The organism is Actinoplanes subglobosus, assembly GCF_042650585.1.
GTDB classification, from domain to species: Bacteria; Actinomycetota; Actinomycetes; order Mycobacteriales; family Micromonosporaceae; genus Actinoplanes; species Actinoplanes subglobosus.
This window is the reverse complement of sequence record NZ_JBHSBL010000024.1, coordinates 130763-146923: the sequence shown is the minus strand read 5'-3', so window position 1 is coordinate 146923 and position 16161 is coordinate 130763. Positions and strand designations below refer to the sequence as shown.

Genomic DNA, 16161 nt, shown 5'->3' with positions numbered 1-16161 from the left:
CCTCGTAAGTAACGCTATTCAGAATCTTCCTCTCAAAGCACTCCGAAAGTGGTAATTCAAAGAAATGCCCCCGTTCGCTACATGGCGTACACCGGCGACGTACCAGGTCGCGGCCGGAGCGCTAGCCCTAGCTCTCGGGGCCTCCACCCTCTTCGGCTGGGGCTTGATCTTCACGGGTGCCGCAACCATCGCGATCGCCCGTCTCACCCGGCCCTGGGCCCGCCGTCTCGCCCTGGTGTTTCCGCTGCTCACCATCGGCATGGTGCTGACCGGTCCACGGGCGACGACCGCCCTCCTGCCGCTCGCCGTCGCCCAGGCGCTCCTGCTGATCGCCACGCCCCGGTTGTGGACCCGCCTGGTGAGCCAGTGGTGTGCGCTCGCGTCGGCCGGGCTCAGTGTCGTCGACTGCTACAGCGTGCTCTTCGACGAGCGCGGCGCTCCGCTGCCGGTCGCGCTGGCCGTCACCGCGTTCCTGCTGGCGCTGGCGATCCTCGCCGACAGCCCGCACGTCGGGCTGGCCAGCCTGCTCTTCGACCGGTCGGTCAGCGCGGTGCTGACCCGGCGGCTGGTCGGGTCGGCGCTGATCGTCCTGCCCCTGATCGGCCTGCTGCTGATCAAGGGGCAGAGTGTCGGGCTCTACAGCATGCACACCCGGTTCGCGCTCATGGTCGCCGCCAACGTCACCCTGGTCACCGTCGTCGGCCTGTTCACCGGCGCCCGCGTGGAGGCCGCCGAGACCGCCGCCGAACGCCAGCAACGCCTGCTGCGCCAGCGCGAGGAAATGGGCAACATCCTGCATTTCACGCCCACCGCCTTCTCCGTCAAAGGACTCGACGGCCGCTACCTGCTCGCGTCCACCGCCTTCGAGGAACTGCACGGGCTGGGCGAGGGCGAGGCGCTCGGGCTGGCCGACAACGACCTCTACAGCCCCGACGAGTTCGCCGAGATCGCCCGACGGGACCGGGCCGTCCTCGACCTCGGGCGGCCCATGACCTACGAGGACGAGGTCGGCACCCGCACCTTCGTCACCTCGATCTTCCCGATGCGCGCCGAGGACGGGACACCGACCGCCATCTGCAACGCGATCACCGAGATCACCGAGGTCCGCATCGCCGAGAGCAAGTTCAAGGGCCTGCTCGACGCCTCGCCCGAGGCGATGCTCTGCCTCAGCGCCGACGGCCGGATCGTGTTGGCCAACACCCGGGCCCTGGAGGTGTTCCAGTACGAGCGGCACGAGCTGATCGGCGCCTCGGTCGAATTCCTGGTGCCCAAGGGACTCCGGGCCCGGCACATCGCCCACCGGCGCGAGTACATGGCGCATCCCTCGCCGCACCGGGTCGGCCGGGGCATGCGCCTGACCGCGGTTCGTAAGGACGGCACCGAGATCCCCGTCGAGATCAGTCTCGCCACCGTCGACGGCGACAACGGCACCGTCGTGTTCGCCGCCGTCCAGGACATCACCGACCGGCTCTCCCAGGCCCGTACCGACGCCCAGCTCGCCGCGATCGTCGAGGCGTCGAACGATGCGATCGTCAGCAAGGATCTCGACGGCGTCATCCTCACCTGGAACCCGGGCGCCGAACGGCTCTACGGCTACACCGCCGCCGAGATGATCGGCCGCGACGTCACCATCCTGCTGCCACCCGACCGCCCCGGCGAGGAGCAGAGCATGCTCGCCCGGGTCCGCCGCGGCGAACTGATCCGGCACCACGAGACCCAGCGGGTGTGCCAGGACGGGCACACCATCTACGTCTCGCTGAGCATGGGCCCGCTGCGGGACCCGGGCGGCTCGATCATCGGCGCGTCGACCATCTCGCACGACATCACCACCGAGGTCGAGACCGAGCAGCGGCTGCGCCTGGAACGCGAACAGTTCCAGATGATCATGACGGCGGCCAGCGACCCGTTCGTCAGCGTGGACGCCCGCGGCCGGATCACCGAGTTCAACGGCCAGGCCGAACGCCTCTCCGGCTGGCAGCGCCACGAGGTGCTCGGCCTGCCGGTCCTCGACATGATCCTGCCGGTCCGCTACGCCGAGGGCCTCGGGCGGGTCCTCGACGGCCGCTGGGACTGGCTCCTCGACCGGCCGACCGAGATGTACGCCCTGCGCTGCGACGGCGTGGAGGTGCCGATCGAACTCACCCTGTGGCGCACCGAGCGCGACGGGCGTACCACCTTCCACGCCTTCGGCCGCGACATCACCGCCCGCCGGCAGACCGAGATCGCCCTGGAACAGGCCCGCGACCAGGCGATCGAGATGGCCCGGCTGAAGTCGCAGTTCCTGGCGTCGATGAGTCACGAGATCCGCACCCCGATGAACGGCGTCATCGGCCTCAGCGGGCTGCTGCTGGACACCGCCCTCGACGACACCCAGCACCGTTACGCCGAGGGCATCCGCAACGCCGGCCTCGGGCTGCTCTCGGTGATCAACGACATCCTCGACTTCTCCAAACTCGAAGCCGGCAAGGTCCTGCCCGAACGCATCGACTTCGAGGTGTGGCGGCTGCTCGACGAGGTCGTCGCCCTGGTCGCCGACACCACCGGCGGACGGGACATCACCGTGGTGGCCCGCTGCGACTCCCGGCTGTCACAGCCGGTCAGCGGCGACGCGGGCAAACTGCGGCAGGTGCTGCTCAACCTGCTCGGCAACGCGATCAAATTCACCGAGCAGGGCCGGATCGAGGTCACCGCCACACCGGCCGCCGACGACGGCGGCCCGGACATCCCGGTGCGGTTCGCCGTCAGCGACACCGGCATCGGCATCGACCAGGACAAGCAGCGTCAGCTGTTCGAGCCGTTCACCCAGGCCGACGCCAGCACCACGCGGCGGTTCGGCGGGACCGGCCTCGGCCTGGCCATCTGCCAGGAACTGGTCGCCGTGATGGGCGGCCAGATCAGTGTCACCAGCCGGCCCGGCCAGGGCAGCACCTTCGCCTTCACCGTCCCGCTCAGCCAACCGGAGGACGCCGCCGCCATGCACCATCCGGTCCTCGAGGGTCTGCGGGTCCTCGTCGTCACCGACGACGACGACGAGCGCCGCGAACTGCTTGACAAGCTCGGCGCCTGGTCGATGGCGCCGGTCACCGCCGAGGACGGTGACGCCGCCGCGCGCCTGCTGATCCGGGCCACCGCCGCCGGCCGCCCCTTCGACCTGGCCCTCTGCGACACCACGATGGCCGCCGCCATCGCGTCCGCCGACGTCACCCCGGCACCGAAGATCGTCCTGCTGACGTCACCCGGCAGCCCCCCGCCCGACGGCAGCGGCCCGTCGCTGACCAAACCGATCCGCCAGTCCCAGCTGTACGACCTGCTCGTCGACGTGGTCGCCCCGGCCACCGACCACGTCATCGACGACGTGCCGGCCAGCCTGGAGAAACAGGGTCACGTCCTGCTCGTCGAGGACAACGCCATCAACCAGACCGTCGCCCTCGGGATCCTGGCCCGGCTCGGCTACAGCGCCGACGTCGCCCCCGACGGCCGGGTCGCCGTCTCCATGGCCACCACCCACGACTACCTGGCCATCTTCATGGACTGCCTGATGCCCGAGATGGACGGCTACACCGCCACCGCCGAGATCCGCCGCCTGGAACCGGCCGGGCAGCACGTGCCGATCATCGCGATGACCGCCGGCGCCATGCCCGAGGACCGGGCCCGCTGCCTCGAAGCCGGCATGGACGACCACATCTCCAAGCCGGTGATGCCGCAGGACATCTCCGACGCCCTGCAACGCTGCGTCGTCACCCGCCCGCCCACACCCGAACCACCCACCCGCCGCCAGATCGAACAACGCCTCGACCTGCTTCGCGCGGCGGCGCCCAACCTCGACGACGACGCGCTCACCGGCCTGCTCCAGCGGCTCACCGCCCAGGTGCCGGCCCTGGTCGACGACGCCTTCCAGGCCCTGGCCATGGATGACGCCACAGCGCTGCGCAACGCCGCCCACCAGCTCAAGGGCGCGGCCGGCAACCTCGGCGCCCAGGACCTGGCCGACGTCGCCGACCGGGTCGAACAGGCCGCCCGCGCCGGCGACCTGGACACGGCGGTGGTAGCGGTCACCGAACTGCGCACCGCCGCCGAACAGACCCTGGAGGCGGTCCAGGTCATCACGCGCGGCCTCGCAGTGCGATGAAACCGAGATCGAGAGCAGATTCCAGATGATCGGTACGGCCAGAGGCGAGCAACAGCAGCACCCCGCCCTGGATGCCCGCGAGCAGCCCGGCCGCCGCCCGTCCGGGGTCGAGCACCCGGTCGGCCTCGTGCCGCGCCACCGCCAGCAGCAGCTGCTCCTTGCCGTCCGGGAAGTAGTGGAACAGCTGGCTCTTGCTGGTCCGGGTACGGGCCATCACGTCCTCGAGGCGCACCTCGTCCACACCACGTTCCCGGATCTCGGCGGCGGCACCGGCAACGATCCGGGAACGTGTCTGCTCGCCCTTACGCGTGAGCACCGTTCACCACTGGTGGAGCGTAACCGGCCGGTTTGTCACCGATCGTGAGTCCCGGGTTGACGATCCACGACTGGTACCCCGGCGTGAACATCGAGTACGGCTTCGGCAGCGGCCAGGCAGCGGCCTCGTCGAGCAGGGCACGCGCGTCGTCCGGGATGGTGAAGTCCAGAGCGGCCAAGCTCGCGTCCAGCTGGGAGGTGCCGCTCGCGCCGACGACCGCGGAAGCGACCCCCGGCTGTGTCACCACCCAGTTGAGCGCGACCTGAGCCATGTCACGGCCGAGTCCACCGGCCACCGTCGCCAGCGCGTCGACGACCTGCCAGTCCCGCTCGCCGACCGCCGACCCGGCAAGTCGGCCGTCACCGCCGAGACCGTCCGCCGTGCGCCGGTACTTTCCGGTCAGCAGGCCTCCACCGAGCGGGCTCCACACCGTGAGTCCCATGCCCAGGCTCTGCGCCATCGGCACGAACTCCGGCTCGACGGCCCGGTCCACCAGGGAGTACGGCAGCTGCACGGTCACCATCGGGGTGAGCCCGTGCGCCTCGGCGTAGGTCTGGGCGCGGGCGGCGTACCAGGCGGGGACGTCGGACAGGCCCGCGTACCGGATCTTCCCGGCCCGGACCAGGTCGTCGAACGTGCGCACCACCTCCTCGACCGGGGTGATCCGGTCCCACGTGTGCAGCAGGTAGAGATCCAGGTGGTCGGTGCCGAGCCGCCGCAGCGACGCGTCGAGCGCCCGGATCATGTGCTTGCGCCCGTTGCCGCCGGCGTTCGGGTCGGACGGGTCGACGCTGTTGGTGAACTTGCTGGTGAGCACCAGCCGGTCCCGCTGCCCGTCACGGGCGATCAGCCGGCCGAGGATCCGCTCGCTCTCCCCCGCCGTGTAGAAGTCGGCGGTGTCGATGAGGTTGCCCCCGGCCTCCACGTACCGCCGGAAGATCGCCCCGGCCTCCTCCTCGGACCTCCCGTAGGCGGCGTGGAATCCGCCGACACCGAAATTCATGGTGCCGAGGGCGAGGCGGCTGACGCGGAGCCCGGACCGGCCGAGCAGGTAGTAGTCGTTCATGGCCCCGACAGTGCCCCGCCGGAAATGGACCGGCAAGTCCAGAAAAGGTGCTACTCGAGGAGGGAGGTGGTACGGCGTTCGATGGGGGCGGCGGCGATGCAGAGGACACTGTGGTCCTGCTGCCAGTCGTCCTCGTCCTGCGGGTACAGGTAGTAGATCTCCAGGTCGGCGTTCTGCGGAGTCTTGTATGGCTTGAACGCCGTACCACATCGGGTGGTGCTCTCCGCCGCCACCGCGTCCCTGCCAGGGTAGGCGCCGGCCGGTAGCTCGAAGACGTGGTAGACCTCGGCCTTGTGCGGCTGGCCGCAGGAGACGACCGGCATGTCGCCGACCCTCGTCGCTCCGTCGAGGCTGCTGATGCAGTCGCCGGCCTGGAGCTCGACGGTCCCGGTGTCGCGGATGCCGGCGATGCGGTCGCGCACGTCGTCGAGGATGACACCGGTGGCGATCAGGACGCCGAGCACGAGGGTCAGGCCGGAGACGACCAGCGCCGCCACGGCCAGCCCGGAGCCCTTCTGCCCGCGCCGCCGGATCTGCGCCAGCGCCACGCTTCCGAGCACGAAGCCCAGCACGGTGCCGACACCGGGACCACCGCAGATGCTCGCCACCAGCGCGCCGATCGCCAGGCCGTTGGGGCCACGGTCGGTCACGGGCGCCGTGTCGAGGGGCAGCGGGCCCTCGTCCAGGTCGGCGGGCTGCTCTTCGTCCGGGTCGGCGGGCTGCCCTTCGTCCGGGTCGGCGGGCTGCTCGGGGCGGGGTACCTGGTTGTGCACGGACGCACCGTAGTTCCAGGCGGCGCCCCTGTCGATCTCGGCCGGGTAACGCCGGTGCGGCCGGGGATCGCCCGGCCGCACCGGCCCCCTCTACCCGGTAATGCAGGAGACGATGCGCGGGCGGGCCGAGCTGTTCCCGTTCATCATCGTCGTGAAGCCGAACGTGTTGCCGCTGCCGTTGGGACGGACGGTCAGCGTGCCGCCGCTCGACGTGAAGGTGCCGCTCCAGGTGGTGGTGACCTGTTGCGGTGCGGTGATGCCGACGTTCACCGTCCAGTTGGTGGCGCCGGACACCGTGACGGACGTGTTGTAACGGTCACCCCAGACGGTTCCCGGGGTGATCGTGGCGGTGCAGGAACCCGCCGACGGCGGCGGGGAGGACGGCGGCGGCGAGGAGGGGCTTCCGGTCAGGGCCGGGGTCTGCCAGGTGCGCCACTGCGACAGCTCGCCCTGTTTGCGGCTGGAGATGCGGAACGTACCCGTGCTGCTCCCGGTCTTGAGAAGGAATTTCTGGATGTGCTGCTGAAGCGGGGCCTGCCATTCGCTGCGGGACGCGCAGTGGGTGCCGTCGCTGACGTCGGACCAGTAGCTGATGTTGCCGCCGACGCCGAGCGCCTTGTAGATCTCGGCCCCGCCGAGCGCCGAGACACTGCCGGACCGGGCGGCGAGCCAGTCGACGTGCGGGTTCTCCATGATGAACAGTCCGCGGGGCGCGACCAGGCCGACCAGCTCGTGGTTGTCGACGGGCAGGCTGTTCGGGTTGCCGGTGAACGAGCCGAACGCGTCGCCGAGCCACGGCTGCTCGTTGTACGCGCTGCTCAGCGGCTGGGCGCCGGACTCGCCGGGCACGGCACGCAGCAGGGGGACGCCGCCGGTGCCGGACTCGATCGGCATGGTGAGGGCCACCCGCTGGTCGAAGGCGCCCGCCGCGATGGCGCCTTTGCCGTAGCGGGAGCAACCGGTGACGCCGACCGCGTCGGCCCGCAGGATCGATCCACCGGACTGCTCGATGACGTCGATGATCCGGCTGACGCCCCACGACCAGGCCATCAGGATGCCGGTGGTGCTGGTCGAGCCGTACAGCGTGTAGAAGGCGCCCTGTTTGCTGGCGCGCCCGGTGCCCTCCCTGCCGACGGCGAGCGGGTCGAAACTGATCACCGCCGCCCCGGAGTTGCGGATGGTGGTGGTGTCGGCGCCGAAGCCGCCGAAGACCACGACCGCGGGGTACGGCCCACTGCCGGTCGTGGGCAGTTGGACGCCGGCCGAGAAACTCGCGGAGCGGCCCTGATCGGTGACGTTGACGGTGACGCCGGAGCTGCTGACCGTGCCGGTGACGGTGGACGGGCGCGCGGGTTTCTGCCCGTAGACGTGCCGTTCGGCCATCTCCCGGATCTCGGCGCGGCGGCAGCGCCAGTCACCGGTCGTGGTGATGCGGGTGCCGTCGATGCGGGTGAACGGGTCGGGCATCTGGGCGGTGCTGACGGTCGGTGAGGCGGCGACGGGGCAGTCGGCGCCGTCGTCCTCGACGGCGGCGTGGGCGGTGGTGGGGACTGCGAACACGACCGCGGCGCCGGCGAGGACCGACGCCACGATCAGGGTGGCTCTCGTGCGGAGCTTGGACACGGGGGAGCTCCTTCCTGGGGACGGGGAGAGCGATGGCCGTGACGTTACGAAGATGTATCGGTGAATTCAAGTGCGTAAATAAGTTCACGCAGCGGAAGCCGATTCTGAAACTTTCGCCATTCGGCAGAAGTTCCAAGAGCGCTCGGACACAAAAGATCAGCGCCGAACCGGTGGGGTTCGGCGCTGATCGGTGAACGGGGAGCGGGATTACCTGGCGGCGAGTTCCCTCGCTACTCGCCGGAACAGGTCCTCCCACTGGGCGGCGACGACCGGCATCTCGTAGCCGGCGGCGGTCGCCCGGGCCGCGGCGCCGAACGCGGCGCGTTCGGCGGGGCTGCCGATCAGCCGGCACAGCCCGGCGGCCAGGCCCGGCACGTCCTCGGCCGGGACGAGCAGCCCGTTGACCTCGTCGTCGACGACGTCGGCCGGGCCGGTCGGGCAGTCGAAGGACACCACCGGCAGCCCGGTGCCCATCGCTTCGAGCAACACCATCGGCAGCCCCTCCTTGCGGGAGGAGAGCACGAACACCGAGGCCCGGGCGAATTCGGCGTCGAGGGTACGGGTCAGCCCGCGCAGCTTGACCACGTCACCGAGCCCGCGCTCGGCGATCTGGTCGGTCAGCTTCCGGCGCAGCTTGCCCTCGCCGAAGATGTGCAGCTGCCAGTCCGGGTGCCGCTCGTGGACCCGCACCCACGCCTCGATCAGCAGGTCGAAGCCCTTCTGCCGGAACAGCCGGCCGGCCGCCACCACGACCTTCGCCCGGTCGCTCTCCGGCGCCGCCTCGCGTGGCGGGATCCCGTTCGGGATGCGGGTCAGGTCGACGCCGTCGCCCAGGGCCGCGCGATAGGACTCCAGGTCGGCGTGGGTGAGCACGGTCACCGCGTCCAGCCGGGGGTAGGCGCGGATGATCTGGGCCTGGAGACCGGGCTTGTAACTGCCGAAGTTCATGTGGTCCTGACCGATTCTGGTCACCCGCCGGGGCCCGAACCAGGCGGACAGCAGGTTCAGCGCAGGCCGGGTGCTGATCAGGACACCGTCACGCTGCGAACGCATGTAGCGGATGACCCGCAGGTCGACCATCGGGTCCCACCGGTTGTACCGGAAGTCGGTGCGGTGCGGCAGCGGGTTGGGCAGCACCCGGGTCCGCTGTAGCAGCCGCCGGCGCCGGTCCGCCTTGCCCGACCATCGCGAACCGTCGTTGCGCAGGTCCGTCAGCGAGACCAGCCGGACACGCGGGTCGAGGGGGAACGCCGGGCTCTCAGCGGTCCGGTACACGCTGGCGATCTCGACGTCGTGGGTGGCACACAACGCGTTGGCCTGATTGAAGACCGTACGGATCGTCCCACCGACCCCGTACGCATTGTGGAGCAGATACCTGATGTTCACGCGCACAACCTAGAAACCGCTGTCAATCAGCTGTGCCCGCGCGAATGATCCCCGGACAGCGGGGTAGCCGACGCCCGTGAAGGAGCATTCCGGTCGCCGCCCGGATCACCGGCACCGAGCCGGAGGGGGCCGGGCTCTACGACCCGCTCCGGCCGCATCCGGTGCGGGACGCCCCCTTTCACCGGAGGAGGAGCTGTGACCAGTCGATTCGCTCAATGGACACTGGATGTGCACGATGTGGAGCGGCAGGCCGCGTTCTGGTCGGCGGCCCTCGGTTACACCATCGACCGGGGCGACGACGGTGATGCCCACCTGTGGCCGCCGGACGACGGTCCCAGTGTGTGGCTGCAGCCGACCACCGAGCCCAAGACCGGCAAGAACCGCGATCACCCCGACCTGGTCGTCACCGGCGGCGACGTGCGGTCCGAGGTCGTGCGCCTGCTGGGGCTGGGCGCGTCCCGGGTCGACGTGGGACAGAAGGGCGACGAGGGATTCACCGTCCTCGCCGACCCGGAGGGCAACGAGTTCTGTCTCCTGCACGTTGCCGACCGGGGGCCGCCTCGCTACCGTTCCGGATCGTGAGCAGGATTCTCGTTCTCGGTGGCGGCGGCGTGACCGGCATCGCCTGGCATCTCGGGGTGCTGTGCGGCCTGGCCCGGGCCGGCGTGACGCTCGGTGACGCCGACACGATCATCGGCACCTCCGCCGGCTCGGTCGTCGGCACGCTGCTGGCCGCCGGCGTCGACGTCGAGACCGCGGTCGCCCAGCAGCGGGAGGTCCCGGCCGGACCGGCCCGCGGTGGCGGCGGCCCGGGCCGGGGCGGCGAGTGGCTGACCGCGATGGCAGTGCTGCTCGACCCGGCGGTCCCGGCACAGGAGGCACGCGCCCGGGTCGGCGCGATGGCACTGGCCGCCGGGCTGGACGAGACCACCTACCTGACCCGGATGGCCGAGCTGCTGCCGGTGACCGAGTGGCCGGCCCGTGACCTGCGGATCGTCGTCGTCGACGCGGCCGACGGACGCGACGTCGTGCTGGACTCGGGAGCCGGCGCGACGCTGCTGCAGGCGGTGTCGGCCAGCTGTGCCGTACCCGGCCTGATGCCTCCGGTGACCATCGGCGACCGCCGCTACATCGACGGCGGGGTGCGCGTCGGCGCCGGGGCCGACCTGGCCGCCGGCGCCGAACGGCTCGTGGTGCTCGCCCCACTGGCGGTGCTGAGCCGGGACCGCATCACGCGGGAGATCGCGGCAGCCGGCGCCGCCAGGTCGCTGCTGGTCGAGCCGGACGACGAGTCGCTCACCGCGTTCGGCCCGAACGTCATGGACGCCGCGCGCCGGCCGGCGTCGGTGCTGGCCGGGCTGCGGCAGGGCGAGGCGATGGCCGGTGCGGTACGGGCGGTCTGGTCCTGACCACACCGGCCCGGCACTGTCCTACATCGACTGATGCCGATAGGGTCCACACCATTGAGATTTACTGATCTCTATGGGGGGCTGAAAATTGCACGTCTTCAGTCAAGGTAACCTCCGCCGCTCGTTGACGGTTCTCGCCATCGGCGCGACCGTGGTGGGCCTGACGGCCCCGGGCGCGGCGGCGAAAGCTCCGGACGACCCGGCCGAGCGGGCCTACGAGCAGATCGCCGCACTCCAGGACATCAAGAAGTCACTGACCCCGGCCGAACGCAAACTGGACAGCCGCCTCGCCATCGAGCTGCGCAAACGTACCAACCAGGCGACCACCAGCGCTCTGCCCGCGCTGGGCACGGGTGTGCCGGTCAGCAAGTCCGGCACCACCGAGGTCGAGATCCACGCCGACAAGGTCGGCGACGAACTGCTCGACCGGCTGCGCGACGCGGGCGCCGGCATCCGCTTCCCCTCCCCGGCGACCGGCACCGTGCTGGTCGAGGCGCCGCTGACCGCGCTGCCGACGATCGCGGAGTGGAAGGACGTCACGAGCGTCAGCCTCAAGTCCGGCGCGATCACCGCACGCATGACCGACCCGAACGCCAAGCCGAAGGCCGAGTCCAAGGTCGAGAAGACGGCCCGGATCGAGTCGGCTCTGCGTACGGCGAGGGCGACAGCGCCGAAGACCGCGGCGGTCACCGTCAGCCAGGGTTCGGTCGTCTCCGAGGGAGACCGTACGCACGCCGCCGACACCGCCCGCACCCGGTTCAAGGTCACCGGAACCGGCGTGAAGGTCTGCGCCCTCTCCGACGGGGTGGACTCGCTCGCCGACTCGCAGGCCAGTGGCGACCTGCCCGCCGACGTCGACGTACTGCCCGGCCAGGAGGGCAGCGGCGACGAGGGCACCGCGATGCTGGAGATCATCCACGACCTGGCGCCGAACGCGAAGCTCGGTTACGCGACCGCGTTCACCAGCGAGGCCAGCTTCGCCGAGAACATCCGGGCGCTCCGCTTCGACGCCGGCTGCGACATCATCGTCGACGACATCATCTACTTCCACGAGAGCCCGTTCCAGGACGGGATCATCGCGCAGGCGGTCAACGCCGTGACTGCCGACGGGGCGTACTACTTCAGCTCGGCCGGCAACGAGGGCAACACCATCGACGGCACCGCCGGCAACTGGGAGGGCGACTTCGTCGACTCCGGCCGCGGCATCGGCAAGTTCGCCGGCGACGCCCACGACTTCGACCCCGGCGCCGGGGTGCAGGAGTTCAACCCGCTGTCCCCGGGCAGTGCCGGCCGCATCGTCACGCTGTGGTGGGCCGACGCGCTGGAGGCCTCCGGCAACGACTACGACCTGTATCTGATCAACTCGCTGGGCAACGTCACCTCGTTCTCCCAGGACGTGCAGGACGGCGACGACGACCCGTGGGAGATCCTGCAGGCCGCCAACAGCACCGGACAGCGGCTGGCCGTCGTGAAGTTCGCCGGCGCCGACCGGTACCTGCAACTGTCGGCGTTCCGCGGCCGGTTCACCGACACGCCGGACGGCTCGCTCAAGGGCTTCTCCACCCCCGGCATCACCCGCGGGCACAGCGCCGCCGTCGACGCGTTCTCGGTGGCCGCGGCCCCGGCCAAGGACCCGCTGCCGTTCGCCCTGGAGACCGGTGACCCGGCCAACCCGGCCGGCCCGTACCCGAACGTGTTCACCAGGCAGACCCTGCCCGAACGGTTCACCTCGGACGGCCCGCGGCGGGTGTTCTTCAACGCCGACGGCACCGCCATCACACCCGGCAACTTCTCCTCGACCGGCGGTTTCGTACGCGTCAAGCCGGACATCACCGCAGCCGACGGGGTGGGCACCTCGGTGCCCGACTTCCAGCCCTTCTTCGGCACCTCGGCGGCCGCCCCGCACGCCGCCGCGATCGCCGCGCTCACTCTCTCCGGCAATCCGGGCCTGTCCGGCGACGAGATCCGGGCCGCCCTCACCGGCACCGCCCTCGACCTCACCCCGGCGGGCGCCGACAACCGGACCGGCGCCGGCGTGATCCGCGCCGATCTGGTGCTGCGCAACACCGGCGCCACCCCGCAACCGCTGGTCCGGGCGGGCACGCCGGCGATCACCCCGACGACCGGGGACGGCGATGCCTTCCTCGAGCCGGGCGAGCAGGCCACCGTCGTCCTTCCGGCAGAGAACATCGGCGACGGTACGGCTACCGGTGTCAGCGTCGTCGTGGACTCCGACAGTCCGCTCGCGACTGTCACGCCACGCGCCCGCTCGTACGGCAACATCGCCGCCGGCGCCTCCAAGACCAGGGAGTACACCCTGAAGCTGGCGGCCGGGTACCCGCTCGGACGGCCGGTCGGCCTGAACGTGCGGGCCACCTTCGCCGGTACCCTCTCCCCCACCAACGGGACCGTGACGGTGCCGACCGGTCAGCCGTCGGCGACGGTGCAGAACTTCGCCTACGCCGGCGCGCCCCTGCCGATCCCGGACAACGACCCCACCGGCGTCAGCGCGACGGTGGACGTGACCGGTGTCGGGTACGCGTCGTCGCTCACCTTCTCCATCGACGGCACCGCGTGCAGCACCACGACCGGCGCGACGACAGTGGGCATCGACCACACCTTCGTCGGTGACCTGGTCGGCACGCTGACGGCACCGGACGGGCGGAAGGCGACGCTGTTCTCCCGTACCGGTGGTGGCGGCAACAACCTGTGCCAGGTCGTCTTCGACGACGCCGCCACGACACCGTTCGCGTCGGCCCTGTCGACGAACGCGCCGTTCACCGGTTCATGGAAGCCCAACGACACGCTGGGCTCGCTGCGGCTGTCACCGGCTGACGGCACGTGGAGCCTGCACGTCGCCGACCGGGTGGGCGCCGACACCGGCTCCATCCGCTCGTTCGCACTGCACCTGACCGGTTACGAGCCGGCCTGAGAGACAGCCGGCCGGGACGCGTCGTGACGCGTCCCGGCCGGCCCCCGGCTCACGCTGCGGCGTCTCCCCACACCGCCAGTTCGCCGTGTGCGAGGCAGACGATCAGATAGCCGTCCGGGCCGGTCACCGCCCAGGACTCGGCGTCGGTGTCGGCGTCGACCAGCAGGGTCGCCCCGCTGGTGAAGGTGATCTCCAGTTCGCCGGTCTCCCGGGTCCGCGCCGACCGCACCACATCGCTGAGCAGCGTCGCGATCGCGTCCGACGGGTCGTCACCGGGCTCCACGTCGGCCGGTCCGCCCGGACCGTCGAGGTGGGCGACCGCCTCGATCAACACCTGGCAGCCGCCGGCGAACCCCAGCACGACCGCGTGACCGAGCCACACGTACTCCAGCCTGCGCCCGGCCAGCAGGTCGAGCGAGCGTCCCTGCCGCGGACGCCATCCGGCGCCGTTGTCGGCCACCATTACCGGCACCATGAGCCACCCCGATCCGGGCCGTCGGACGAACTTTCGGCAGGACCGTAGCCAACAGTTTCCTAAGACGACCTTAAATCCCGACATCGTCCGCATCTCGGCCCGGACGCCACCGGACCCGGCCCCGAGAGGCCACTCCATCTCGTCGGTGGATCCGGGATACAAGACCCGCCGACGAGATCGAAACGGGACTTCTCCACCACGGACGATTCTGACGAACCGGTCACAGTCCGCCGCCCGGGAACGCGGCGGCGGGCAGGATCGGCGGCATGGCGGGGGTGCTCAGCGGGTTCACGACGGTCTGGGCGCTCGCTGCCCTCGGCTATGTGCTGGCCCGCGGCCGGGTCCTCGGCGAGCACGCGCCACAGGTGCTGGCCCGGCTGGTGTTCTCGGTCGCCGCACCCGCCCTGCTGTTCGTGACCCTGAGCCACACCAGCCTGGACCGGATCCTCACCGGGGCACTGCTCGCGTTCGTCACCTCCACGGTTCTCGTCGCGATCGTGTACGTGCTGGTCGCGAAGCTGGTGTGGAAACGGAGCACCGGCGCCACCACGATCGGGGCGCTCGGGGCGTCGTACGTCAACGCCGGCAACATGGGGCTCGCGGTCGCCGCCTATGTGCTCGGTGACGTCTCGCTGGTCGTACCCGTGCTGATCTTCCAGGTCCTGCTGGCCGGGCCGTTCGCGCTGACCGTGCTCGACCTGGCGTCCGGGCAGGGGCGGCCGTCGCTGCGCCGTCTGGCGCTGCTGCCGGCCCGCAACCCGCTGATGATCGCGTCCGGGTCCGGCGTCGCCGTGGCGGCGTCCGGCTGGACGCCGCCGGCGCTGCTCCTCGAACCGTTGTCGCTGGTCGGCGCGGCCGCGGTACCGGCCGCGCTGCTCGCCTTCGGGATGTCGCTGCCCGGCGCGCGCCCGCTGCGGGCCGGCCCGGACGCACCGGACCGCTATCTCGCGGTGACGCTGAAGATAGTCGTGCAGCCGCTGCTGGCGTTCCTGATCGGCCGGCTGATCGGCCTCGACGGGCACGACCTGTTCGCCGCGGTGGTGACGTCGTCCCTGCCGGCCGCACAGAACGTGTTCGTGTTCGCCTTGCGCTACCGCGAGTCCGAGTCACTGGCCCGTGACGTCGTCATGCTCTCCACGCTGGCATCGGCCCTGGCCATGATCGTCGCGGCGGTGTTCCTGACCTGACGTAGATCTGTCTTTAGGTAATGCTGAAGACACGCCATGCAGCCGTAGAGGACGGCGCCGGATCGGCGTAACGTGTGCGCACTCGCGAACGCGTTTTTAGGGAGCCGCATGCCGCTCACCCCTGCTGACGTTCACAATGTCTCCTTCACCAAGCCAGGCCGTGGCGGTTACGTCGAGGAGGAGGTCGACGCGTTCCTGGACGAGGTGGAACGCGAACTGTCCCGGCTGATGGCGGAGAACTCGGCTCTCAAGGGCCGGATGCGCGGCGGCGCCGTCGTGGAGGACGACTACGACGTCGACGTCGACTACGACGAGATCCGGGAGCTGGCCGCCCGGCTGCGGATGCTGGAGCAGGCCCGTGACCGGGCCGAACAGCATGTCCGCGACCTGGCCGCGCAGGTGGAACAGGCCCGCCGGGCGGAGATCGCGCCGGTCGACGACGGCCGCCACCTGCGGGTCCTGGCGATGGCCCAGCGCACCGCGGACGAGCACCTCGACGACGCCCGCCGCGAGTCGGAGGAGATCATCGCGGTCGCCCGGGACAAGGCGGAGCAGCTGGCCGCCGAGGCCCGCGCGAAGGCCGCCGACATCGAGGGTGACGCCCGCCGCCGCCACGCCGAGGCGATGGACGGCATAGCCGGCCGCCGGGCGGAGCTGGTCGACGAGGTCGAGCAGTTGTCCGGCCTGGCCATCCACTACCGGGAGGCCCTGAGCCGCCACGTCGACCACCAGCTGGAGGGCACCGACGCCACCCCGCGCCTGGTCTAGGGCGCATCTGACGGCCGACGCCGCATCGGGTCGACGTCGGTTCGCCGTACCTTGTTCGATGTGATTTCGATCGCCGCCATGTGGCGACGGTGGCCCC

At 70.8% G+C, this 16161-nt stretch carries 12 protein-coding genes; 6 read left to right on the top strand and 6 right to left on the bottom strand.

The annotated features are described in order from the left end of the window. Window positions 1–163: 163 nt before the first annotated feature. On the top strand, window positions 164–4129 hold the full coding sequence (locus ACFO0C_RS34725; protein ID WP_378071002.1) for a PAS domain S-box protein: 3966 nt from the start codon (window positions 164–166) through the stop codon (window positions 4127–4129). Here the strand turns inward: ACFO0C_RS34725 and ACFO0C_RS34720 are convergent. The 5 genes from ACFO0C_RS34720 to ACFO0C_RS34700 form a co-directional block, all read right to left on the bottom strand. Then, complete coding sequence (locus ACFO0C_RS34720; protein WP_378071001.1) at window positions 4104–4445, bottom strand: TetR/AcrR family transcriptional regulator; 342 nt, start codon at window positions 4443–4445, stop codon at window positions 4104–4106. The two genes, ACFO0C_RS34725 and ACFO0C_RS34720, sit on opposite strands and share 26 nt — an antisense overlap. Continuing rightward, window positions 4432–5511, bottom strand: coding sequence for an aldo/keto reductase (locus ACFO0C_RS34715; protein ID WP_378071000.1), 1080 nt, complete (start codon window positions 5509–5511; stop codon window positions 4432–4434). The genes ACFO0C_RS34720 and ACFO0C_RS34715 overlap by 14 nt, the downstream gene beginning before the upstream one ends. A 50-nt stretch (window positions 5512–5561) precedes the next feature. Further along, window positions 5562–6284, bottom strand: a complete 723-nt coding sequence (locus ACFO0C_RS34710; protein WP_378070999.1) for a DUF4190 domain-containing protein — start codon at window positions 6282–6284, stop codon at window positions 5562–5564. A 90-nt stretch (window positions 6285–6374) separates the two neighbouring features. Then, entirely contained in the window at window positions 6375–7907 is a 1533-nt protein-coding gene (locus ACFO0C_RS34705; RefSeq protein ID WP_378070998.1) for a glucuronyl esterase domain-containing protein, read from the bottom strand. Between the two features lie 207 nt (window positions 7908–8114). Next, entirely contained in the window at window positions 8115–9293 is a 1179-nt protein-coding gene (locus tag ACFO0C_RS34700; RefSeq protein ID WP_378070997.1) for a glycosyltransferase family 4 protein, read from the bottom strand. Between the two features lie 195 nt (window positions 9294–9488). Between ACFO0C_RS34700 and ACFO0C_RS34695 the strand changes: the two genes are divergently transcribed. The 3 genes from ACFO0C_RS34695 to ACFO0C_RS34685 all read left to right on the top strand — a co-directional run bounded on the left by ACFO0C_RS34695 (window position 9489) and on the right by ACFO0C_RS34685 (window position 13634). Then, a complete protein-coding gene (locus ACFO0C_RS34695) occupies window positions 9489–9875 on the top strand; it encodes a VOC family protein (protein WP_378070996.1) in 387 nt (128 codons plus the stop codon). Continuing rightward, window positions 9872–10702 (top strand): patatin-like phospholipase family protein, encoded by an 831-nt coding sequence (locus ACFO0C_RS34690; RefSeq protein WP_378070995.1) that lies wholly within the window; start codon window positions 9872–9874, stop codon window positions 10700–10702. The genes ACFO0C_RS34695 and ACFO0C_RS34690 overlap by 4 nt, the downstream gene beginning before the upstream one ends. Window positions 10703–10826: 124 nt before the next feature. Then, window positions 10827–13634, top strand: coding sequence for a S8 family serine peptidase (locus tag ACFO0C_RS34685; protein WP_378070994.1), 2808 nt, complete (start codon window positions 10827–10829; stop codon window positions 13632–13634). Window positions 13635–13683: 49 nt separating this feature from the next. Here ACFO0C_RS34685 and ACFO0C_RS34680 read toward each other — a convergent pair whose 3' ends face one another. Next, on the bottom strand, window positions 13684–14097 hold the full coding sequence (locus ACFO0C_RS34680) for a DUF6188 family protein (protein WP_378070993.1): 414 nt from the start codon (window positions 14095–14097) through the stop codon (window positions 13684–13686). A 278-nt stretch (window positions 14098–14375) separates the two neighbouring features. Between ACFO0C_RS34680 and ACFO0C_RS34675 the strand changes: the two genes are divergently transcribed. Further along, window positions 14376–15296: an AEC family transporter gene (locus ACFO0C_RS34675; protein ID WP_378070992.1), complete on the top strand. Its 921-nt coding sequence runs from the start codon at window positions 14376–14378 to the stop codon at window positions 15294–15296. 108 nt (window positions 15297–15404) lie between these two features. Then, window positions 15405–16064 carry a DivIVA domain-containing protein gene (locus tag ACFO0C_RS34670; protein WP_378070991.1) on the top strand — a complete coding sequence of 220 codons (660 nt, stop codon included), beginning with the start codon at window positions 15405–15407 and terminating at the stop codon, window positions 16062–16064. The last annotated feature ends 97 nt before the right edge of the window (window positions 16065–16161 follow it).